The following is a 21607-nucleotide window of genomic DNA, read 5'->3' as shown; positions in this document are numbered from 1 at the left end:
CAGCGGACGGTTTTTGTTTTCAATCAGACCGTGTAAAGACTGTTTATATGGTAAAAATGGAGTAACTTTGGGGATACAAATTTTTAGTTATGGCAGAACATAGTTTAGATACTTTAGAACCACAGGCGATATGGAAGCATTTCGCTGCGTTGAATGCTGTGCCACGCGCGTCCAAAAAGGAGGAGCGGGTCATTGCCTTTATGGTGAATTTCGGAAAATCCTTAGGTCTGGACACGACGGTGGATGAAATCGGCAATGTGCTGATCAAAAAAGCTGCAAGTCCCGGAATGGAAGATCGCAAAACGGTTGTTCTGCAGTCACATCTGGATATGGTTCACCAAAAAAATAATGATACCGTCTTCGATTTCGACACCCAGGGGATAAAGATGTATGTGGATGGTGACTGGGTTAAAGCCGAAGGCACGACCCTCGGGGCCGACAATGGTCTGGGCGTGGCGGCTATTATGTCGATTTTAGCATCCACAGATATTGTTCATCCAGCTATCGAGGCGCTGTTTACGATTGATGAAGAAACCGGCATGACGGGAGCACTGGGATTAAAAGGTGGCTTGCTGACCGGGGAGATACTCCTCAACCTGGATACAGAAAATGATACCGAAATTGATATTGGTTGTGCCGGAGGTATCGATGTTACAGCTACGCAGGCCTATACTGCTGAAGCATGCCCCACCGGTACGGTAGCCTATGAGATCACCGTCAAAGGTCTCCATGGTGGCCACTCGGGAATGGACATCCATAAAGGCTATGCCAATGCAAATAAAGTGATGAACCGCATGCTTTATAAAGCCAATGAACGATACGGCTTGCGTATTGCGTCGCTGCTTGGTGGCAGCCTCCGCAATGCTATTCCGCGTGAAAGTGTCGCTAAGGTTGTGGTCGATGCAGATAAAACAGCTCTTTTTGTTGAGGAACTGAGCTTGGTGGCGAAAGATATCCAGCAGGAATTTGCGACCACGGAGCCCGAAATGGAGATTTTGATCGAGCCTAGGGACGCAGCAGGAGAGACCGTGCTCCCACTTGCTGTACAGAAAAACTTAATCAACAGCGTATATGCCGCGCTTAATGGCGTCTACCGGATGAGTGCTGACTTTGACGATCTCGTCGAAACATCCAATAATATCGCTAAAGTGGAGGCAAGTGCTGCACACATTTCCATACAATGCCTGACTCGATCGTCTGTGGAAACCTCTAAGCTGGATCTGGCGCATGCACTGCAGGCTACGTTCGAACTCGGTGGATTTAACGTCCAATTTTCGGGCAGTTATCCCGGCTGGGCGCCGAATCCAAACTCCGAAATTTTGGAAGTGCTCAAATCCGTCTATTACCGACAACACGGAGAAGCACCTGAAGTCGTGGCATGTCATGCCGGCTTGGAATGCGGGATATTGGGAACCAACTATCCGGATATGGACATGATTTCCTTCGGACCGACCATCTTGGGGGCTCATTCTCCGGCAGAACGGGTTTCCGTATCCTCTGTACAGAAGTTCTGGCACTTTTTGCTTGATATCCTCCGGGAGATTCCGGGTAAATAAGCCGATGGATATCCGTGGCCGGCGTCGCAGACAACTAATTGAAAAGGGGGATTTTTTTGTCCCCCTTTTTCAATTATTTTCTATATTCCTTGTAAGAAACGAAAAATAATACTATTTTGAACATGAAAAAATGATTTTATAGACCAAAGTTTGTTTCGCTTCTCTAGATGGAAGTAAACCTAATTTGATAGCATGACCATCGTCCTCATTGGTATTAGCATCTGTTTGCTTATTCTCTGCATTACTTATCTAAAGATAAATGCATTTCTTTCATTTTTGCTGGTTTCTATTTTAAGCGGGCTTTGCCTGGGCATTGCTCCTGACCAGCTGATCATCACCGTGGAGAAAGGGATCGCCGGCGTCATGGGGAGTCTGACCCTGATTATTGTGCTTGGTGCGATGCTTGGTAAGATTGTCGCTGAAAGTGGGGCTGCCGAAATCATTGCTGTGCAGATGGTGCGTCTCATGGGGGAAAAGTACCTTCAATGGGGGCTGATGCTGACGGGTTTTGTTGTCGGAATCCCCTTGTTCTATGGAATAGGTTTTGTCTTGCTGGTGCCTTTGATCTTCTCGATTGCCTACCGGTATAAGCTACCGGCGGTATATATTGGTCTGCCCATGCTGGCGGCATTATCTGTCACCCATGGTTTTATTCCGCCGCATCCCTCGCCGGTGGCATTGGTCGCGCTGTTTCATGCAGACATGGGGCTGACCCTGATTTATGGTCTGCTCATCGCTGTTCCCGCTATTGTTCTTGGTGGTCCGCTATTTGGCCGATACCTTAAAAATATGCGGTCCAGCCATGCATCCATCTTTCAGCCGAAGGAGGAGGCTGCTTCGCAGGAATATAAACAGCCTTCGGTCCGTATAAGCCTGTTGGTAGCTATGCTACCCGTCTTGCTGATTATCCTATTTACCTTGCTTCCTTATGTGCTTGTGACTGATCATGTGACTGTGCTGCAGCTGTTGAAGTTTGTCGGAAGCCCGACAGTGGTCATGGTACTGGCCATTGTGGTGGCCACTTATTTTCTCGGCCTGAAAACCGGACGGTCCATGACCAAAGTGATGGCGATCTACGAATCGGCAGTCAGGGATATTGCCATGATCCTGCTGATCATCGCTGGATCAGGTATTTTTAAGCAGGTCATGGAAGACAGTGGTGTGAGCTTGCTGCTGGCCAATACCCTACAGCAGCTGCCCGTATCGCCATTGCTGCTCGCTTGGCTGATTACGGCGGTAATCCGTGGCTGCGTGGGCTCGGCTACCGTGGCCGCCCTGACGGCAGCAGGAGTGCTGTTGCCTATGGTGGACCGTGGACAGGTTGACCCCAACCTGATGGTACTGGCCATTGGGGCGGGTAGCCTGATGTTTTCGCATGTTAATGACGCCGGATTCTGGCTATTTAAAGAATACTTTGGACTGAGCGTCAAAGATACCATATTGTCCTGGTCAGTCATGGAAACAATTGTTTCTGTGGTCGGGCTACTGGCGGTTTTACTTTTACAATTAGTTTTATATTAGATTTATTTTTAACACTTAAAGATCATAAATGATGTATAATGCAGATGAACAATTCGAAAAATTAGGTTTGACATTACCGCCTGCGCCTGCTCCTAAAGGGGTTTATAAACCCTATGTTATCGACGGAAAGTATCTTTATCTCTCTGGACATGGGCCGGTACAGGACGATGCGTCCCTGATCATCGGACGTATAGGCAGCGATATGAGCCCTGAGGATGGCAAGCTGGCAGCCAGGCAGGTTGGCCTGACGATGCTGTCAACCATCAAAACAAATCTAGGCTCATTAAATAGCGTAAAACGTGTCATCAAAGTATTGGGAATGGTCAATTGTACTACAGACTTCTTATACCATCCCGGCGTTATCAACGGTTGCAGCGAGCTCTTTGCGGCTGTATGGGGTGAGGAAAACGGTATCGGGACCCGCAGTGCGGTCGGTTTCGGGTCGTTGCCGGATAATATTCCGGTGGAAATAGAAGCTCTTTTTGAATTGTATTAATATTTGGGATGGAAAATTGGTATCGTATAAACAATGCAGAGCAGCTTGATTCTCCAGCCCTGCTGGTATATCCCGACCGCATTGTGCAAAATATTGACCGAGCCATCGAATGGGTGGGGGGTGATGTGTCCAGGTTACGGCCTCACATCAAAACCAACAAATGCAAGGAGGTCTGCCAGCTGCTGCTGCAGCGGGGAATAACCAAGTTTAAATGTGCCACTATTGCCGAAGCCGAACTGCTGGGTCGAATAGGAGCTGCAGATGTGCTCCTCGCATATCAACCCGTCGGACCCAAAGCTGAGCGCCTGCTTAAGCTTGCAAAGGCCTTTCCGGACACAAAATATGCCTGCCTGGTCGACAATGTGGCCGTGGCAGAGCAGCTTTCCAAACAAAGCGTACAAGCGGAGCTTCGTCTGGGGGTATACATTGATGTCGATGTCGGGATGGGACGTACTGGGCTGTCTCTTGAGAAGCTGGAGCGCCTCGTGATGGATATACAGCTGCTGGAGGGGATTCAGCTGCTTGGTGTGCATGGTTATGATGGACACATCCACGATGTGGATTATGCCCTGCGCGGACAGCAAAGCCAGCGGGCCTATGATCTGCTGGAGACAGCCTACCTCATTGCGCAGGTATCCACTTCGGTGCCACTCACCAAAATCATCGGTGGTTCGCCAAGTTTTCCTTTCCATGCGCGACGGACCGACGTGGAATGTAGTCCGGGGACTTTTGTGTTCTGGGATTTCGGCTATCAGCAGTATGCGGAGCAGAACTTTCTGCTTGCGGCTGTTTTACTTTGCCGCGTGATCTCCATTCCAGATCAACATCATCTCTGTCTCGACCTGGGCTACAAATCCGTGGCCAGCGAATCGCCTCAGCCACGTGTCCGGTTTTTTGACAACCGGATCCGGGGCATTAAAATGCAGAGCGAAGAACATCTAGTGGTGGAGGTGGATAACAGTACCGATTTTAAAATAGGCGCGGAGTTCTACTGTGTGCCCAGACATATCTGTCCTACTGTGGCCTGCTATAGTGATTTGCATGCAGTCCATCAGGCTGAGGCAGATGAGGTCTGGCCTGTATTTGCGCGCAATAGAAAAATAAATTATTGATATGCATGAAGTAGAAATGCCATTTGTCATTGACGCTCATCTCGATTTGAGCATGAATGCTATGGAATGGAACCGGGACCTCCGTCTGCCAATCGATGAGCTCAACCGGCGCGAAGCGGGGATGAAGGACAAACCCGATAGGGGAAAGGCAACCGTCACGTTCGGAGAGTTGCGCAAAGGTAATATCGGCCTTGTCGTGGCCACGCAGATCGCCCGGTTTGTCCGCCCCGACAGCACCTTGCCGGGCTGGTACTCAGCAGAACAGGCCTGGGCGCAGACACAGGGGCAGCTCGCATGGTATAAAGCCATGGAAGCTGCGGGCGAGCTGCGGATGATCTGTACAAAAGCAGCACTTCGGGAACACCATGCATTATGGACTGATGGTACCCCCAATGCCCGCAAGCCCATTGGATATCTACTCAGTCTGGAGGGGGCGGATTCTCTGGTGGACCTCAGTTATCTTGATACTGCTTATCGGTACGGGCTACGGGCTATTGGTCCGGCCCACTACGGCCCCGGACGGTATGCCAATGGTACCGATGCTTCGGGCAGACTTAACCAACAGGGGGTACAGCTATTGCGGGAGATGGAACGGCGCCATATGATATTGGACGCCACACACCTCAATGACGACGCGTTCTGGGATGCCGTTGAACGTTATGACGGTCCTATTTGGGCAAGCCACAACAACTGCCGCAGGTTTGTCAACCACAATCGGCAGTTCAGCGACGAAATGATCACAGCCCTGATTGAGAAGGGAGCTGTCATTGGTGTGGCGCTGGATGCCTGGATGATGGTTCCGAATTGGATACGGGGCCAATCAGACCCCAGATCCGCCAACTGTTCGTTGGAAATCATGGCCAACAATATTGATCACATCTGTCAATTGGCCGGTAATGTGGACCATGTAGGCGTGGGCAGTGATCTGGATGGCGCCTTCGGCCGAGAGCAATGCCCCTATGATCTGGAGACAATAGCCGACATTCAAAAGGTTTTTGGCCTGTTGCAGCGCCGCGGGTACACGACGGGCGACCTTGAAAAGATCGCCTGTAAGAACTGGCTTCGTTTTATGCTGCATGTGCTGCCCTAGAAGCGGGCGATGCCGTAGGAAGTAAACTTGCGCGATATTGTTTTTTTTAACGATAAATAACAATTCTAAACCACCATGACTTCAATATTACGTTTTCAACTGTCCCTGATGATGTTTCTGGAATATTTTATTAAAGGGGCCTGGTTTGTCACTCTAGGGACCTATCTGACCCAGTCGCTACATGCTTCGGGCCTGGAAGTTGCCAATATTTTTTCGACCCAGTCGCTGGGCGCCGTATTTGCACCTTTTTTTGTGGGTTTTGTTGCAGACCGTTATTTTAATGCGGAGCGTGTGCTGGCAGTCCTGCACCTTATTGGTGCGGTCTTGTTGTATGCCATGTCACAGGCGCCGGACGCTAGCCATTTCTATCCCTATGTATTTGTGTATTTTATGGCCTATATGTCTTCACTGTCCCTGTCCAACGGCATCGCGTTCCGACATATTGAAGAAGCCAAACGGTATTTTCCCGCCATACGGGTCTGGGGCACAATAGGCTGGATCTGTTCCGGGCTGGTGATCAGTTATCTTTTCCGCTGGGATGCTCCTGAAGCGATCGCGCAGGGAGCTCTGCATAATACTTTTATTATGGGGGCAGTTTGTTCGCTTCTGCTGGCTCTATTTAGCCTGTTTCTCCCCAAAACTCCACCTAAAATACAGCTTAAAGGTGAACAGTTTAATTTTGGTAAAGCCATTGGTCTGGATGCCCTGAGCTTATTGAAACAGAAAAGCTTCCTGATCTTCTTTGTCACGGCGATCGTCATCTGTATTCCGATATCCTTTTATTATCAGAATGCCAATCCCTTTCTGGTCAATGTAGGCATGCCTAATCCGACAGCGAAAATGGCCTTGGGACAGTTTTCCGAAGCGATCTGTCTGCTGTTGATTCCTTTTTTCTTCCGGCAGCTGGGATATAAGAAAATGATTTTGCTTGGCATTGCTGCCTGGGCTCTGCGGTATCTTTTCTTTGCTTTCGGCGATGGACAGGAGAAAGCCTTTTTATTGATCATCGGTATAGTCCTACACGGCATATGTTACGATTTTATGTTTGTGGTCGGACAGATTTACACTGACCGTATTGCGGGGGAGAAATACAAGGCATCGGCTCAGGGACTGATTACCATCGCCATGTATGGCGTAGGGATGCTGATCGGCTTCTGGGTGGCCGGTGGGGTTTCGGATTACCTGAAAAAGACCTATTCCCAGCAGTTTTGGGAGTATCTCTGGTTTATTCCGGCAGGAATTTCATTGTTCTGCTTATTTTTGTTTGCTCTTTTTTTTAAAGAGGTGAAGAGCGGGCGGCCGGCTTCGGACTGACCCTCGCTTATGTGGCTAGATCAAAAAAAAAGGTCAAAACTCGGCAGAAACGAATTTTGACCTTTTTTATGTCTGTATAGAGGACTGATAATTGCTGTCCGTACATGATCCAAAAAGGCGTCACTGTACGGTTGCTGTCAGCCTGCTAGCACAGCAGTAGACTGCGAACAGCTTAAATCATGTTAAACCATTGCTGATATTTTTCGCCGACAAAAGGAAGTGCTTTTTCCTCTCCAGCGAACGCCGCTAGCAGACCCAAGATCAGCGCGACAAGAAGAAGAAGGCCGACCACACTTAAAACGATACCGCCGATCCCCGGAATAAAACGCAACAGCCCGAGAGCAATTCCCGTTACGGTAATGCCGATACTTTGCCTGATATGGAACTGACCCAGCGAAGTTTTGTCCTTATTGTTCATGACAATAGCCACAATGAGTCCGATTAACGTTAGGTACGAAATGATGGCAACCGTTTTGCCATTGTCTGATGATGAGTGCTCTACATGCTTTCTCTCCATGATCTTATCCAAATAAAATGTTTAACTTAAATGTGTAAGACAAATGTAGGAGAGATCCTGCTGCTTTTCTTTAGCGGAATTCAGGGATATTTAAATTTTAGAGGCCATGTTCAGCAGTTAACCTTCTACGCTTTCCAACAATTGCTTTTCATGCAGTTCAAAATACTCACCTTGTTTTTCCATCAATTCGGCATGCGTTCCTTGTTCGATGATCTCTCCTTGATCCATGACGAGAATATGGTCTGCATTTTTGATGGTCGAAATCCGGTGTGCAATGAAGATACAGGTGCGGCCTTTCATGATACGGTTTAACGAACGCAGGATAGTCTCTTCGGTTTTGGTGTCGACAGCGGATAGGCAGTCGTCAAATATGAGTACTTTCGGTTCTTTGATCAACGCACGGGCGATGGACACCCTTTGTTTTTGTCCGCCTGAGAGCGTGATGCCACGTTCACCGACGGCAGTTTCAAATCCTTCTTCAAAGGCGATGATGTTATCATACACGGCAGCATCCTTTGCTGCCTGTTCCACCTGCTCCTGGCTGAAGGAATCCAGGCCAAAGCCGATATTATTGGCGATCGTATCCGAGAACAGGAAAACATCCTGGGGCACAAAACCGATCTGCTGCCTCAGGTTTTTAAAGTTGAAGTCTTTTACATCGATACCGTCAAACTGTATGCTGCCCCCGTCGATATCATACATACGCAACAGCAGATTGGCCAGCGTGGATTTGCCCGACCCTGTTTTTCCGATTATCGCGAGCGTTTTGCCGGTAGGTACTTCAAAGGATACGTTTCTGATCGCCTGTATTCCTGTCTCGGGATAAGTGAAAGAAATGTTCTGCACCTGAATTTTACCAGCAATTTCCTTCTCGGTACTGCCATTGACAATGGGAGATGCGGTTTCTAAAAATTCGTTGATACGTTTCTGTGATGCTGCAGCACGTTGTACGAGGGATGTCACCCAAGCCAGCGACATGGCCGGAAAGGTCAATTGATTGACATAGATAATGAATTCGGCAATATTACCCGCAGTGACGGTGCCCTTGGCCACTTCGATCCCGCCGATATAAATGGTAATCACAGTACTGAGACCGATCAGCAACAAGATGAGTGGGAAGAATATTGCCTGCACTTTGACCAGGTCCAGGGCCGTATTGCGGTAGACGGTACTTTCCTTTTCAAAATCCTGCATTTTATGCTGTTCACGGGTATACGTCTTTATCACACGGATGCCGGCAAATGTTTCCTGTACAAAGGAAGACAGCTTGGCAAGCTGTCTTTGAATCTTTAAACTGCGTTTGTTGATAATCTTATTGACGAAGAGAATGATAACCGAAAGTACTGGAATCGGCGCAAGAGCATAAGTTGCTAACCGTGCATTGACGCTATACATGGCATAGATCACCATGATGGACAGGACAATCGTATTGATCGCATACATAATGGCCGGACCGAGGTAGTTGCGCACCTGATTGACATCTTCCGTAGCGCGACTCATCAGGTCACCGGTATTGTTTTTGCGAAAAAAGCCGAAATTAAGCTCCTGATAGTGGTTATATATCTCGTTTTTGAGGTCGTACTCGATATAACGTGAGGTAAGTATAATGGTCTGCCGCATAAAAAACAGAAAGATACCGCGGAGCAGCGAAAGCAGCAGCACGACGAACCCGAAGAACAGCAAGCTCGTGCCAAATACCTGATAAATAAGTTCCTGTCGGTCAAATCCGTCAAACAGCCTATACAGGTAAATGTTTTCCTGTACGAGGTCAAAGGCCTCGCGGATTACTTTGGCCGGCAGGACACCGAAATAATTGGATATAATAACGAAAATAACGCCCGGAACCAGCTTCCAGCGGTATTTGTAAAAGTACTTATTTAAGTAGGCGAGATCCTTCATATTACTTTACAAAAGTAGAACTAATTCCGCAAAATGCTTTATAATTCGACGAATTTACTGTCATTCGGAAATCAAATGTTAAGTGTTGGATAAAAAAAGATACTATGCGCAACGAATAAATTTCCTACTTTTGCATCAAGTACCTTAAAAAATTAAAACAAATTAGAGTAGTACATTTTATGTCAACATCTCAAAATTCTATTTTTGAATTGATGAGCCAGTCCGGCCATCAGAACTTATTTTTCTGTAATGATGAATTGGTGGGCCTAAAAGCGATCGTCGCGATCCATGACACGACACTGGGACCTGCGATTGGTGGCGTTCGTATGCTGCCATACGAAACGACAGAAGAAGCTATTGAGGATGCTTTACGTTTATCCAAAGCCATTACGTATAAATCAGCTATTACGGGATTGAACTTGGGCGGTGGAAGTGCGGTTATCATCGGTAATAGCCGTTTGGATAAATCGGAAGTTTTGTTGCGTCGTTTGGGCCAATTCATTGAAGGACTGAACGGTAATTTTATCGCTTCTCTGGATGTAGGTACGACCCAACGGGATTTAGAGTATATTTACACCGAAACCAAACATGTGGCTGGTTTGCCGAAAGCCATACGTGGCAGTGGTGTCGGTGACACATCGATATTTGCAGCTCAGGGCGTGTATTTTGGTATCAAAGCCTGTCTCAAAGAACTTTACGGTTCGGAAAGTGTTGCGGGCAAAAAGGTGATCGTCCATGGCGTGGGCAGCGTGGGTGAGCGTCTGATCGCTATGCTGCGCGAAGAAAATGCACGTGTTTATGTCAGTGACATTACCGAAGAGAAAATGCTTAAAGTGGCTGCCAAATATAAGGCTGAGCCTATTCCATATAACGAAGTGTTCGATCACGACTTTGATGTGTATTCGCCATGTGCCCTCGGCGGGACCGTAAATCCAGAGTCAGCCCAAAAGATGCAATGTCGCATCATCGCAGGCTCGGCAAACAACCAGTTGAAAGATGAAATTGCCACGAGCACAATCCTTCACCAACGGGGTATCTTATACGCGCCGGATTACCTGATCAATGCAGGAGCACTCATTAGCTGTTATTCGGAAATTCAGAATTATGGTGTTGATCACACTGAATTTGTGATCAAGAATATATATAATGCAACCAGAGAGGTGTTGAAAAAATCAAAAGAGGAGAACATCTCCACCTTTGACGCAGCCAATCGCATTGCGGAGAAACGTATCCAAGATATTAAAAAAATCAAGAGATAGTCTTCAATCCAAAAATCGTTCTTTATTATTATTTTATAAAAAATCGTTCTTTAAAATTACTATGTTAAACAGGAGACACCTGCGGGTTAAAGTAGTGCAAACGCTTTATGCGTACAGTCTTTCAGAAGACAAAGACATCAAGACATTTGAAAAAGCACTATTAAAAAATGTGGATGAAGTCTATGAGATGTACATCTGGACACTGAATCTATTGGATGAAGTAGCCGATTATGTACTGATCGATGCAGAAGGCAGAGCCAACAAGTTCTTGCCAACTGAAAAAGATCTGTCGTTGACGACCAAATTGAGTACCAATACCTTTATTGAGTCGTTGCGGCAAAATCCGCAATATGCAGAAGGCGTCAAAAAATATAAGATTTCATGGAGCTTTGATCCAGAGATCGTCCGGACAGTATTTTTGCAGTTGAAAGATTCGGAAGCGTATCTGGAATATCTGCAGCAGGAGGACCGTTCGATCGGTACGGAAAAAGATATCATCAAGCATATCTTCAAGAAAATCATTCTGAAATCTCCGGTCATTGAGCAGGTATTTGAAGAGAAATTCATCAACTGGCCTGTCGATAAAGAAGTGTTGCAGGCCTTGATTGCGAAGACTTTTAAGAACTTTAGTTCGGAAGATCCGCGTAAGAACAAGCTGGCTGAGATCACGCAAAACTGGAATGATGACAGTGACTATATTTTGGCATTGCTGGGCAAAACGATCCGCAATACCAATGAATATCAGAAGCTTATTTCGGAGAAAACAAAAAACTGGGAATCCGATCGTATTGCGTTGATGGATACGCTGTTGATGCGTATGGCCATCTGCGAGCTAATAAATTTTCCGTCGATTCCGGTAAAAGTGACAATTAATGAGTATATTGAAATCTCTAAGGTATTCAGTACTTTAAAGAGCAATACATTTATTAATGGTATATTGGACAAAATATTGAACGACCTGAATCAGCAGGGTAGGATTCAGAAAGCAGGTCGTGGTTTGAGGGATTAACTAAACATCAACGATGAAGAACTTGAGTAAATATTCGGTTTTAGCGCTGACAGCGGTATTTTTCGTTTCCTGCGGCAATGCACAGAAGGGGAAAGAAGAAGCAAAGGTCAGCAGCGAAGTGGTCGCGTCGGACAGTCTTTCCAAGGCAGCTGCCCAAATGGGGAAAGTGGAGTTTGAGGAGCCGGCGTTTGATTTTGGGCAGGTAAAGGAAGGTGCACAGGTGAAACATACCTTTATTCTGAAAAACACTGGGGATGCCCCAGTTATTCTTTCCAAAGTAACCGCTTCATGCGGCTGCACTCAGCCTGAGTTTTCGAAGAGTCCGATTCTACCGGGGGCAACATCCGAAATCCATGTGACTTTTAACAGCGAAGGACAGGTCGGTAAGCAACAAAAGATCATTACCGTCCAATCGAACGCATCCAATGGCATGACTACGGTGCAGCTAAAAGGTGAAGTATTAGCGAAATAACAAATTATTAAACGAATAAATAAAAGATGAATACAGTATTATTACAAGCAGCGGGCGGGAATATGATGAGCTTTTTACCCATGGTTTTAATCATTGTGGTATTTTATTTCTTCATGATCAGACCGCAGATGAAGAAGCAAAAGGAACATAAGAAATATATTGAAGAATTGGGTGTAAACTCGAAGATCGTTACAACAGCAGGTATCCACGGCCGCATTGTGGAAGTGTCAGACACAACATTTCTGGTTGATGTAGGTTCCGGTGTAAGAATCCGATTTGATAAATCAGCGGTTGCTTTGGATGCTTCAAAAGCTGCAAACGCAACTGAAAAAAGTGCTTAAACGTAATTTTTCAACGAAATAAAAGGCCAGTCTCCAAAAGGGACTGGCTTTTTTGCTCCTCTTCTCTCTTTCAACCCATGTACGATTATGTCGGCTGTCCCGGCTGTTTTCATGCCTCAGCACGTGCTTTGTTTGTTGCTATATTACGCCGCAGTAGGTAGAGTTTGAAAAGGCGCCTTTATATGTATCCCAAATACATACATAGACATGGTAATCGCAATTTTTCCGACTTATCCCATCAAACTGTATTGTGCACGCTCCTTGTTTCACTTCTGCAATTGAGGTTTGCAAATGAGACTCACCATATAAACCCAACAATGCAAGGTTGAGTTTATAGATATTGTCGTCATACTGACCATTGGAGGTCCATTTGAGATCAATCGTATCACCATGAATGCTAACTTCACAACTGGGCAATGGTGTCAACTGTCCTGCAAACACGATCAGCTTCTCGGGGTTTACAAAAGGATTGTTCTCCGTATCCAGCTCCAGGGCATCCTTGAAAATGTGACGTTGAGCCAATTGGAATGCACCTATGCGACTGCCCTTTTCCGTCATAAACTGGTAGCCAAAATCAAATATCGCCTTATTGTCTCCGGCAAATCTACCAGCAATTTTTTGCTTTTTCCTGTTTAGGAGCTCTGATTCGCTAGGTGGAGAGGTACGTTTTCTTTTTGGCCCACGTACAATATTCTGTCCATTCAGGAGATAAGCACTGACAGAGCCAAATTTTCCGGTAATAGGTCCGTTCGGGCCGTTCTGTAAAATTGCCATAGTCGTTTCTTTATTAGTTTATAATTGCTATCATCAACTTATAACCAAGTTAGTACCAAGTTAATACCAAATTCTCATATAAAGAGGAAGTAACACTACTTTTACACTCAGATAACAGGGGTATAACAGGGATTTACCCCTGTTATACCCCTGTTAACCCCCTGTTATATCCTTGTAATTACCCTATTACTACCGAATTTGGTGTCAATTTAGTCCCGTGATGTCCCCTTATGTGTCGCTCAATACCGTCGAAGCCGCCACACCTTCTTTCGCTGCTATTTGTAAGACGAGGTTCAGACAATGCCTTAACACATTTGCTGTATACGTATTCCTGCGCTATATACTTTTCGATGGCACGTCCGTCTCGTGTAGTTGACATGTAGCTGTCATTACTCTAAACTAACTTTGAATAAAAACACGATATGATAAATACTATAGAGGTATTCGACGGACAACACTGTGAAACAACGGCAACAGGAACATTATTGAAGCATCTAGGAATAACACTCTCAGAACCTATGCTTTTTGGATTTGGTGAGGGGCTGAGCTTCCTTTATTGGAAAATGAAAGGCATGGAATTTCCTTTCCTGGGCGGGCGGATCAAAACAGATCTGCTTACCCGCAATATCTGTAAAAATTTACATCTGGAACTTATGGTCAAGGAAACTTCTTCAAAGGCGAAAGCCTGGAAAGAAGTTAAGCAGCTCCTGGATAACGGACACGTCGTCGGCCTTAAGCTGGATGCCTATCATCTCGAGTATTTTACCCACCCTTTTCATTTTGCGGGTCATTATGCTGCGATTTATGGCTATGATAGCAAGGCTGCTTTCCTGGTGGATACATGCCAGCAGGGGGGGAGGGTCCAAACCTCATTGGACAGTCTGGGCAGAGCCAGGGCGGCCAAAGGTCCCATGGCTTCGAAGAATTTGTACTATCAAATAGAGCGGACTCCTCAGGACATTGATATCGAAATGGCTCTGCGTACAGCACTGATCAACAACGCGCGTGAATACCTGTCACCACCAATTAGCAATGTCGCGTATAAAGGAATTCTGAAGGCGAGCCGCGAGGTCATGCGCTGGTTTGACGGCAGTACCTCCAAAGCTCGCGAATTTGAGATGGCCGCTACCTTTATGGAAAGAGCAGGTACGGGCGGTGCATTGTTTCGGAACCTATATCGTGATTTTTTAAAAGAAAGTTGTCAACTGCTGCAGATCGAACAGCTATATACGGCTTATCAGGCATTTGTTGAAATAGCTTCCTTGTGGACCGCGGTGTCTGAACTTTTTCTTGAAGTAAGTGCTAACGCCAAAAGGAGCGATATAGAAGCTGCTTCTGAAGTGCTTAAGACCTTATCTGCCAAAGAGCGTCAGGCGATGGAAGGGCTAACCGTCATTCAATCGGCCGGTTAGCCGTGTTGCACCCTGGTCTGTTTCCGGATGGTAATGGCGCGCCAAATGAGGGCAAAGGGAGGTCTATAGGAAGTGTGATCCAAGTTTTACAAGTTCCATCGATCATATTTTACGCAAATTGATTAAGTTTGTAACATGGCACATGCAGTTCGACTTAACAAGACCCAGCGGCGCAAGATCAATATCTTTGTGCGCTGTGTTGGAATTTCGTTGTTAGCCTGGTTGTTGTTTTCGATTTCAAACCAGTATACTGTGACGGTCAAAGCGGCGATCGAATATGTCAACCTGCCCGAAAAGCGGGCTTTTCACCCACAGCAATCGGATACCGTGAAGGTCAAGCTGGAGATGACCGGCTGGCAATTTCTGTTTTCCAAAGCTGCACTCGAAACACCAAAGGTTCAGGTGGACCTCAGTTCCCTGAAAACCAAGGACTGGATTGTATTTTCCAACCAGCTGGGGTTTATCAACCGGCAGTTTCCGCACGAGCAGCGCGTGATATCTGTTAGTCCGGATACGCTTTTTTTCGATTTTTCAAAGCAGACACAGCGAAAAGTTCCGGTCAAACCACTCTCCAGTATTTTCTTTAAGCGAGGATATGGCATTATCGCGGATACAAAGGTGACTCCTGCTTATGTGACGATCACAGGACCGTACGAGGATGTGTCCACGATCGAGTATTGGGAAACGGATACAGTACGTGGAAAGGATGTGGAGCGTGATGTACGCACGGTGGCCAACCTGGCCCGCAACCAAAAAGCGAATATTAATGTTTATCCCACCTCCGTGGAGGTGCTGATGCCGGTAGGGGAGCTGACAGAGAAAATTATTGAGCTGCCGATCAAGGTGGAAAACGGTCAGCGCTATAGCTCCGTGCGGCCCAATCCCAGTAAGGTGGTCATCACTGTACTTATGTCGGTCAAGGATTATAACAAGTATACCTCACGTGATTTTGAAGCCGTCGTCGACCTGGCAGACTGGGAGAAGAACGAGGTGCAGTATCTTCCGGTCCTTCTGACCAAGGTGCCTGATTATTGTAAGATTATCAGTATAGTGCCACAGAATGTGGATTTCTTTGTACGTAAATAACGAATATTGATGGGATTAAAAATAGGAATAACCGGAGGAATCGGTTCGGGCAAGACCTTCATCTGCAGGCTTTTTCAGATGCTCGGCGTCCCCGTGTACAATGCAGACGAGGAGGCCAAAAAGCTCATGAACACCGACAGCCGTATCAGAGAAAAGCTGGTGGCCCAATTTGGCCAGGCCGTGTATAAGGATGGACAGCTGGACCGAGCATTCTTAGCTCGTGTAGTGTTTTCTGACGCGCAAAAGCTGCAGATCCTCAATAGCATTGTGCATCCTATCGTTATTCAGGAAGCTAAAGACTGGGCAGCACGCCAAAAGACCCGTTACTCATTAAAGGAAGCGGCGCTTTTGTTTGAAAGTGGGTCGTACAAAGAGCTCGATTACACGATATTGGTTACCGCTCCCCTGGATCTCCGTGTTCAGCGGGTGATGCACCGGGACGGGATGACCGAGCAGCAGGTGCGCGAACGCATCAGCAAACAACTGTCTGATGAAGAAAAATTGCAGTTGACCGACTTTGTCATCGTTAACGACGGTATCACACCACTACTACCTCAGGTGTGGACACTACATCAGAAATTTCTTAAATAAGCATATGTCTATGATATTGGCTGACTTCTTGGTCAGAAAACCTGAAGGCTTTTACTGCCGTTATGGCGATTTCTTTATCGATGCCAGTAGTCCCGTACTTCACAATATTGTTTCTCATGCCCATGGCGACCATGCCAGCTCGGGACATGATTACGTTTATTGTACGCATGGTACGGCGCTATTTATGGACTATCGATATAAGCAGAGACGTAAAGATTCTTATCAGGTCAAATTGTTTCGTACGGCTTTTACTATCGGATCGGTAGAGATCACCCTGTTGCCCGCGGGGCATATACTGGGCTCGGCACAGATCCTGATGGTATATAGAGGAGTCCGTTATCTCTATACCGGCGACTATAAGCTGCAGTCAGATGAAACCTGTGAAGCTATTGAAGTGCAGCAGGCTGATGTGCTGATCACGGAGAGCACATTTGCCAACCCCGATATTATACATCCCGATCCAGTGCAGGAGATCCGGAAACTGGAGGGGCATGCCAGTAATATTCTGCTGGGCACCTATGTGCTGGGTAAAGCGCAGCGGATTACTGATCTGATCAACAGCTATTGTCCCGACAAAAAAGTGCTGGTCCACAACGGTATCTTGCCTTACCATCGTCTTTACGACCAACACGGCTTTAAAAAATTGAAATACGAACCCTACAACCGACGTGAAATGAGGCAGGGTGACCAAAATAAAGTGTATCTGGTGCCACCCATGACCTTCAACAGTTATTTTCGGGCGACTAAGGTATTACGGGCGTTTGCCTCAGGCTGGAAGCGGCTGCAGGCACAGAACGATATTGAACTCTATATTTCTGATCATGTAGACTGGAACGACATTCTGCGGTATATTCAGCTCGTCGCTCCCAGGGAAGTATGGACATTGCATGGCGATGGCACTGTATTAAAAAGCTATTTTGACCGGACGCTTGTCGTGCGCGATGTGCTGACGGAATAAGGAGGAAGTGCCCCCTCCTTTGTCATTTCATATTGATAATTTGATCAACAATGTAAACTGTATTGCCGCGCCAAGGCAGTACGCCGTGATATTCCTTATACCGAAGATCAAAATACTTACCACTATTTAATTCAAGCTGATGGAAGACAGAGTCATCTTCGATCGAAAATTCAAATTGGTTGCTGGCAATGCCACCGGTTTTCGCACGGCCAAATCCTTCTTGGATAAGCTTTCCCTCATAGGTTTTAAATACATTTCCTTTTTTGACAGCGTAATTTAAGTATCCGGATTTTACACCTTCACCAAAGACATAGTAGTATTTCCAGTAAACATACGATCCGAATCCCACGATCAAAAATAGCAATAATAGGAACAGAAATTTCTTAAACCCTGATTTCTGTCTTTTTTGTTCCGGTAAATTTTCCATAACTTTTTGTACTGTTTTCTTTTACAATAAACGTTTATTAACTGCTGACCTGTAGTTTAATCCTTCGGCGCGTCATGCTATAAACAATATGCGCCCCATTTAGTTTTAACCCTACGGACTCCTTAATTTCAGCTAAAGATAAAAAATTGACAGCTAACAGTGTGGGCATAAGGAAAAAAGAATCTTGTTAATTTTTGTAAATTTGGCCTATGGATTCGTCACAGGCCCACCGTAAAATTATCCATCTGGATATGGATGCATTTTATGCATCTGTTGAACAGCGGGATTTTCCGGAGTACCGCGGCAGAGCCATCGCTGTGGGCGGCTCGCCGGATGGCCGTGGCGTGGTGGCCACGGCGAGTTATGAAGCCCGTAAATTTGGCGTTCGTTCGGCGATGAGTTCGCGCAAGGCGCTGCAGCTATGTCCAGATCTATTGTTTGTCCGACCACGTTTTGACGTGTATCGGCAAGTGTCCTTCCAGATCAGGGAGATCTTCCACCGTTATACGGATCTGATTGAACCTTTGTCGCTGGACGAAGCGTTTCTCGACGTGACGGTAGATAAGCAGGGGATAGGTTCTGCCATTGAGATCGCAAGGGCAATTAAGAGTGCGATCAGGACGGAACTTGATCTGACTGTCTCAGCGGGGATCTCGGTCAATAAGTTTGTCGCGAAGGTTGCCTCCGATATGGACAAACCCAATGGGTTGACTTTTATTGGTCCCTCAAAAATTATGAAGTTTATGGAGGGGCTGCCTGTGAATAAATTCTTCGGAGTGGGCAAGGTAACGGCCAAAAAGATGCACGAACTCGGCCTGTTTACGGGCTTGGATCTTAAGAAGCAGCGGGAGGATGATCTGGTGCGTTGGTTCGGTAAGTCAGGGCATTTCTTTTACCGTATCGTTCGGGGAATTGACGAGCGGCCGGTAACTCCCAACCGCCTGAGTAAATCGGTAGGCATAGAGGATACTTTTGAGTCGGATATTGGGAGTATCGAACAACTAACTGTAGTCCTACAAAGGCTGAGCCGGCAGCTCTGGACACGGATGGATAAAAAAGAGATTACCGGCAGAACCCTCACCCTTAAGCTAAAATATGCTGATTTTGTGCAGCTGACGCGTAGCATCACCTTGGATAGCAGCTTCGACGCAGAGGACAAAATTTATGCGACGGCGCATAGCCTGCTCACTAAGCTAACCTTGTCCAACAAAGTGCGTCTGCTGGGGATTTCCGTTTCCAATTTCGTGGATGACAACGAGTTTCCGAAAACGGGTGTGCAGCTCAGATTGTTCGACAATCATTTTTAGAGGCGCGTCGAACAGCTGCATAAGCTTGTTACAGCTAAAATTATCGTTATTTACCGCAATTCTTTATCTTAGCCGGAAATAATTAATAAACATATCCAGAATTAATGAATACAGTATCAAGAGTGCTCTTAAGTGCATCTATGGTGTTTTTTGTGCATGATCTCACTATCGCACAGAAGAAATTGGATTTCGCGCAGTCGTGGGGACAGAAGCAGTCGCTGACGGTACGCATAAACCAGTATCCGGGCTGGGCAGATGCAGGTGCTTATCTCGAAAATGACGTTAATGATGGCCATCTGTATCAGGTCAATGTTAAATCGGGGAAGCGAAGCATTTATACCGTTCCGCCAAAGGAGGGAACCGTCGTCTATGTGGAAGATAATGATATTTTTATCAAAAACGGAAATGGTACGGCAAAGAAACTGACTCACTCTCCTGACATTGCCGAACAGAATCCCACCTTATCTCCTGACGGGAAATATGTTGCTTTTACCCGGAAAAGTAATTTATATAGTGTAGACGTGCATACCGGTCAGGAAGCGCAGTACACAACGGACGGGACCGATGTCATATACAACGGCTGGTCTTCGTGGGTGTATTACGAGGAGATTCTGGGACGCCCGACCAAATATAAAGCCTTCTGGTGGTCTCCGGACAGCAAGAAGATAGCCTTTATGCGCTTTGATGACACCAAAGTGCCTATGTTTCCGATTTATTCGTCAAAAGGACAGCATGGTTACCTTGAGGAGACCCGATATCCGAAAGCGGGCGACCCCAACCCCGAGGTAAAGGTTGGTATTGCACATCTTGAGGGTGGCAAAGTAATCTGGGCAGATTTTAACGAAAAAGACGATCAGTATTTTGGGCAGCCATATTGGGCTTTCGATAGCCAGAATGTCATGGTTCAATGGATGAACCGTGACCAGAACAATTTAAAATTTTATCAGGTTGATCCCAACTCAGGCGCTAAAAAAGAAATCTACGACGAGCGTCAGGCATCCTGGATCAATCTGGATCATGATGAGCGCATTACCTATCTGGGGGATAACAAGTATTATATCTTAAAATCAGACAAAACGGGCTGGGCGCATTATTATCTGTATAAACTGGACGGCACTTTGGTCAATCCGATGACCTCAGGGGAATGGCAGGTGAATGAAATCAAACGCATCGATGAGAAAAACAAAGTGCTTTATTTTACGGCACGAAAGGAGAACTCAGCACGTATGGATCTATATCGTGTCGATTATTCGGGCAAAAACCTCAAGCGCCTCACCTTTGGTGAGTATTCGCATGACGTTACGGTATCGCCTGACGGAAAGTATTTTATCACACGTTATTCCAACGTAAGCACACCAGACCGCGTTGCTCTTGTGGATAATCAGGGGAAAGTGCTGCGTCAGCTTGCCGACAGCAAAGCGGCAGATTTCAACGATTATGCTTATGGGAAAACTGAATATACGCACATCAAATCGGACGACGGACGGTTTGATCTGCCGCTGACCATCACCTATCCGGCTGATTTTGATCAGTCCAAGGTTTATCCGGTCGTATTCAGTATCTACGGAGGTCCTGATGCGGGGACGGTGAAGGATACCTGGAAAGGTACCAGCAATCAGTATTGGGCCAATGCCGGAATTATTCAGGTTTCGGCGGATCATCGGGCATCGGGTCATTTCGGTAAGCAGGGGGTTGCTTACATGCACCGCAATTTGGGGCATTGGGAGATTATCGATTATTCGACCATTGTAAGATGGTTGAAATCGCAGCCATGGGTGGCAAAAAACAAAGTGCTGATCACGGGACATAGCTATGGCGGTTATATGACCTGTCTGGCGATGACCAAGGCGGCAGACGTATTTGATTTTGGAATTGCCGGAGCTCCGGTGACCTCATGGGATCTGTACGACAGTCATTACACCGAGCGCTGGATGGATACGCCTCAGGATAATCCGGAAGGCTACAAAGCCGGATCTGTATTGAGTTATGTCAACAATTATAAAGGTGTCTTACGTATCATGCATGGCGATATGGATGATAACGTCCACCTACAGAATACCATTCAGCTGGTGGACAGACTGACCGACCGCAGTGTACCATTTGAGCTGATGATCTATCCGGGGAGCCGTCATGGTTTTGACCGTTCCAAAAGCAAGTACGACTTTAATGAACGTGCCCGTTTCTATTATCAATACCTATTGGAAAAACCACTTCCAAAAGAGTTTAAATAAAACATTTATGGTGTGGACGAAAAAGCTGTTTCCGACTGTAAAGGGAACAGCTTTTTTTATGAAATATTCAGCTTTCCGGCTGGTTTGCGCAGTGAATCAGCTGATCCCGCTGACGGATATGACAGACCTGCGGATAGAAAATGGTAGGAGATAAGGGGGCGGAGCGTAGCTTACTGAAGTTTCCGGATGCCGTATAAAAAAATGTCATTTTTATGTAGGTGTAAATTGTTGAAGA

At 46.3% G+C, this 21607-nt stretch carries 21 protein-coding genes; 17 read left to right on the top strand and 4 right to left on the bottom strand.

Features of this window, described 5'->3' with window-relative positions:
• Positions 1-89: 89 nt before the first annotated feature.
• The 6 genes from K7A41_RS10275 (at position 90) to K7A41_RS10250 (ending at position 7089) form a co-directional block, all read left to right on the top strand.
• Entirely contained in the window at positions 90-1556 is a 1467-nt protein-coding gene (locus K7A41_RS10275) for an aminoacyl-histidine dipeptidase (protein ID WP_265713658.1), read from the top strand.
• Between the two features lie 192 nt (positions 1557-1748).
• On the top strand, positions 1749-3077 hold the full coding sequence (locus tag K7A41_RS10270; RefSeq protein ID WP_028068436.1) for a gluconate:H+ symporter: 1329 nt from the start codon (positions 1749-1751) through the stop codon (positions 3075-3077).
• Positions 3078-3105: 28 nt separating this feature from the next.
• Positions 3106-3573, top strand: a complete 468-nt coding sequence (locus K7A41_RS10265) for a RidA family protein (RefSeq protein WP_265713657.1) — start codon at positions 3106-3108, stop codon at positions 3571-3573.
• An 8-nt stretch (positions 3574-3581) separates the two neighbouring features.
• Entirely contained in the window at positions 3582-4685 is a 1104-nt protein-coding gene (locus K7A41_RS10260) for a D-TA family PLP-dependent enzyme (protein ID WP_265713656.1), read from the top strand.
• Between the two features lies 1 nt (position 4686).
• A complete protein-coding gene (locus K7A41_RS10255) occupies positions 4687-5775 on the top strand; it encodes a dipeptidase (protein WP_265713655.1) in 1089 nt (362 codons plus the stop codon).
• 75 nt (positions 5776-5850) lie between these two features.
• The gene (locus K7A41_RS10250) at positions 5851-7089 is read left to right on the top strand and encodes an MFS transporter (protein ID WP_028068432.1); all 1239 of its coding nucleotides are present in this window, start codon (positions 5851-5853) and stop codon (positions 7087-7089) included.
• 172 nt (positions 7090-7261) lie between these two features.
• On the opposite strand, the gene K7A41_RS10245 is transcribed toward K7A41_RS10250, so the two are convergent.
• Positions 7262-7606, bottom strand: a complete 345-nt coding sequence (locus K7A41_RS10245; protein ID WP_265713654.1) for a hypothetical protein — start codon at positions 7604-7606, stop codon at positions 7262-7264.
• 117 nt (positions 7607-7723) lie between these two features.
• Positions 7724-9505, bottom strand: coding sequence for an ABC transporter ATP-binding protein (locus K7A41_RS10240; RefSeq protein ID WP_028068430.1), 1782 nt, complete (start codon positions 9503-9505; stop codon positions 7724-7726).
• A 179-nt stretch (positions 9506-9684) separates the two neighbouring features.
• Between K7A41_RS10240 and K7A41_RS10235 the strand changes: the two genes are divergently transcribed.
• The 4 genes from K7A41_RS10235 to yajC all read left to right on the top strand — a co-directional run bounded on the left by K7A41_RS10235 (position 9685) and on the right by yajC (position 12586).
• Positions 9685-10764: a Glu/Leu/Phe/Val family dehydrogenase gene (locus K7A41_RS10235; RefSeq protein WP_265713653.1), complete on the top strand. Its 1080-nt coding sequence runs from the start codon at positions 9685-9687 to the stop codon at positions 10762-10764.
• 61 nt (positions 10765-10825) lie between these two features.
• Positions 10826-11773: a transcription antitermination factor NusB gene (gene nusB, locus K7A41_RS10230; RefSeq protein ID WP_028068428.1), complete on the top strand. Its 948-nt coding sequence runs from the start codon at positions 10826-10828 to the stop codon at positions 11771-11773.
• Between the two features lie 13 nt (positions 11774-11786).
• Positions 11787-12245 (top strand): DUF1573 domain-containing protein, encoded by a 459-nt coding sequence (locus K7A41_RS10225; protein WP_028068427.1) that lies wholly within the window; start codon positions 11787-11789, stop codon positions 12243-12245.
• A 26-nt stretch (positions 12246-12271) separates the two neighbouring features.
• A complete protein-coding gene (yajC, locus tag K7A41_RS10220) occupies positions 12272-12586 on the top strand; it encodes a preprotein translocase subunit YajC (RefSeq protein WP_028068426.1) in 315 nt (104 codons plus the stop codon).
• 138 nt (positions 12587-12724) lie between these two features.
• On the opposite strand, the gene K7A41_RS10215 is transcribed toward yajC, so the two are convergent.
• Positions 12725-13360, bottom strand: coding sequence for a hypothetical protein (locus K7A41_RS10215; protein WP_265713651.1), 636 nt, complete (start codon positions 13358-13360; stop codon positions 12725-12727).
• Between the two features lie 422 nt (positions 13361-13782).
• Here K7A41_RS10215 and K7A41_RS10210 point away from each other — a divergent pair, with 422 nt between their 5' ends.
• The 4 genes from K7A41_RS10210 (at position 13783) to K7A41_RS10195 (ending at position 17407) form a co-directional block, all read left to right on the top strand.
• Positions 13783-14772, top strand: coding sequence for a BtrH N-terminal domain-containing protein (locus tag K7A41_RS10210; RefSeq protein ID WP_265713650.1), 990 nt, complete (start codon positions 13783-13785; stop codon positions 14770-14772).
• Positions 14773-14907: 135 nt separating this feature from the next.
• The gene (locus K7A41_RS10205) at positions 14908-15858 is read left to right on the top strand and encodes a YbbR-like domain-containing protein (RefSeq protein WP_028068423.1); all 951 of its coding nucleotides are present in this window, start codon (positions 14908-14910) and stop codon (positions 15856-15858) included.
• A gap of 9 nt (positions 15859-15867) precedes the next feature.
• Positions 15868-16449 carry a dephospho-CoA kinase gene (gene coaE, locus K7A41_RS10200; protein ID WP_028068422.1) on the top strand — a complete coding sequence of 194 codons (582 nt, stop codon included), beginning with the start codon at positions 15868-15870 and terminating at the stop codon, positions 16447-16449.
• Between the two features lie 4 nt (positions 16450-16453).
• Complete coding sequence (locus tag K7A41_RS10195; RefSeq protein WP_317132252.1) at positions 16454-17407, top strand: exonuclease; 954 nt, start codon at positions 16454-16456, stop codon at positions 17405-17407.
• A gap of 22 nt (positions 17408-17429) precedes the next feature.
• On the opposite strand, the gene K7A41_RS10190 is transcribed toward K7A41_RS10195, so the two are convergent.
• A complete protein-coding gene (locus tag K7A41_RS10190; RefSeq protein ID WP_265713648.1) occupies positions 17430-17834 on the bottom strand; it encodes a hypothetical protein in 405 nt (134 codons plus the stop codon).
• Between the two features lie 209 nt (positions 17835-18043).
• Here K7A41_RS10190 and dinB point away from each other — a divergent pair, with 209 nt between their 5' ends.
• The 3 genes from dinB to K7A41_RS10175 all read left to right on the top strand — a co-directional run bounded on the left by dinB (position 18044) and on the right by K7A41_RS10175 (position 21526).
• Positions 18044-19141: a DNA polymerase IV gene (gene dinB, locus K7A41_RS10185; RefSeq protein ID WP_265713647.1), complete on the top strand. Its 1098-nt coding sequence runs from the start codon at positions 18044-18046 to the stop codon at positions 19139-19141.
• Between the two features lie 104 nt (positions 19142-19245).
• Entirely contained in the window at positions 19246-21372 is a 2127-nt protein-coding gene (locus K7A41_RS10180; RefSeq protein WP_265713646.1) for a S9 family peptidase, read from the top strand.
• 7 nt (positions 21373-21379) lie between these two features.
• Complete coding sequence (locus K7A41_RS10175) at positions 21380-21526, top strand: hypothetical protein (protein WP_160169454.1); 147 nt, start codon at positions 21380-21382, stop codon at positions 21524-21526.
• The last annotated feature ends 81 nt before the right edge of the window (positions 21527-21607 follow it).

Source organism: Sphingobacterium sp. InxBP1 (assembly GCF_026191775.1).
Taxonomy (GTDB): Bacteria; Bacteroidota; Bacteroidia; order Sphingobacteriales; family Sphingobacteriaceae; genus Sphingobacterium; species Sphingobacterium thalpophilum.
This window is presented reverse-complemented; position numbering and strand designations above follow the sequence as displayed.

What these genes read in the sequence shown, in the direction of transcription:
- K7A41_RS10250 (WP_028068432.1), top strand. Translation starts at nt 5,851, where the DNA reads ATGACTTCAATATTACGTTTTCAACTGTCCCTGATGATGTTTCTGGAA.
- yajC (WP_028068426.1), top strand. Translation starts at nt 12,272, where the DNA reads ATGAATACAGTATTATTACAAGCAGCGGGCGGGAATATGATGAGCTTT.
- K7A41_RS10260 (WP_265713656.1), top strand. Translation starts at nt 3,582, where the DNA reads ATGGAAAATTGGTATCGTATAAACAATGCAGAGCAGCTTGATTCTCCA.
- K7A41_RS10210 (WP_265713650.1), top strand. Translation starts at nt 13,783, where the DNA reads ATGATAAATACTATAGAGGTATTCGACGGACAACACTGTGAAACAACG.
- dinB (WP_265713647.1), top strand. Translation starts at nt 18,044, where the DNA reads ATGGATTCGTCACAGGCCCACCGTAAAATTATCCATCTGGATATGGAT.
- K7A41_RS10195 (WP_317132252.1), top strand. Translation starts at nt 16,454, where the DNA reads ATGTCTATGATATTGGCTGACTTCTTGGTCAGAAAACCTGAAGGCTTT.
- K7A41_RS10245 (WP_265713654.1), bottom strand. Translation starts at nt 7,606, where the DNA reads ATGGAGAGAAAGCATGTAGAGCACTCATCATCAGACAATGGCAAAACG.
- K7A41_RS10190 (WP_265713648.1), bottom strand. Translation starts at nt 17,834, where the DNA reads ATGGAAAATTTACCGGAACAAAAAAGACAGAAATCAGGGTTTAAGAAA.
- K7A41_RS10175 (WP_160169454.1), top strand. Translation starts at nt 21,380, where the DNA reads ATGGTGTGGACGAAAAAGCTGTTTCCGACTGTAAAGGGAACAGCTTTT.
- K7A41_RS10240 (WP_028068430.1), bottom strand. Translation starts at nt 9,505, where the DNA reads ATGAAGGATCTCGCCTACTTAAATAAGTACTTTTACAAATACCGCTGG.
- K7A41_RS10225 (WP_028068427.1), top strand. Translation starts at nt 11,787, where the DNA reads ATGAAGAACTTGAGTAAATATTCGGTTTTAGCGCTGACAGCGGTATTT.
- K7A41_RS10180 (WP_265713646.1), top strand. Translation starts at nt 19,246, where the DNA reads ATGAATACAGTATCAAGAGTGCTCTTAAGTGCATCTATGGTGTTTTTT.
- K7A41_RS10205 (WP_028068423.1), top strand. Translation starts at nt 14,908, where the DNA reads ATGGCACATGCAGTTCGACTTAACAAGACCCAGCGGCGCAAGATCAAT.
- K7A41_RS10265 (WP_265713657.1), top strand. Translation starts at nt 3,106, where the DNA reads ATGATGTATAATGCAGATGAACAATTCGAAAAATTAGGTTTGACATTA.
- K7A41_RS10215 (WP_265713651.1), bottom strand. Translation starts at nt 13,360, where the DNA reads ATGGCAATTTTACAGAACGGCCCGAACGGACCTATTACCGGAAAATTT.
- nusB (WP_028068428.1), top strand. Translation starts at nt 10,826, where the DNA reads ATGTTAAACAGGAGACACCTGCGGGTTAAAGTAGTGCAAACGCTTTAT.
- K7A41_RS10255 (WP_265713655.1), top strand. Translation starts at nt 4,687, where the DNA reads ATGCATGAAGTAGAAATGCCATTTGTCATTGACGCTCATCTCGATTTG.
- K7A41_RS10275 (WP_265713658.1), top strand. Translation starts at nt 90, where the DNA reads ATGGCAGAACATAGTTTAGATACTTTAGAACCACAGGCGATATGGAAG.
- K7A41_RS10270 (WP_028068436.1), top strand. Translation starts at nt 1,749, where the DNA reads ATGACCATCGTCCTCATTGGTATTAGCATCTGTTTGCTTATTCTCTGC.
- coaE (WP_028068422.1), top strand. Translation starts at nt 15,868, where the DNA reads ATGGGATTAAAAATAGGAATAACCGGAGGAATCGGTTCGGGCAAGACC.
- K7A41_RS10235 (WP_265713653.1), top strand. Translation starts at nt 9,685, where the DNA reads ATGTCAACATCTCAAAATTCTATTTTTGAATTGATGAGCCAGTCCGGC.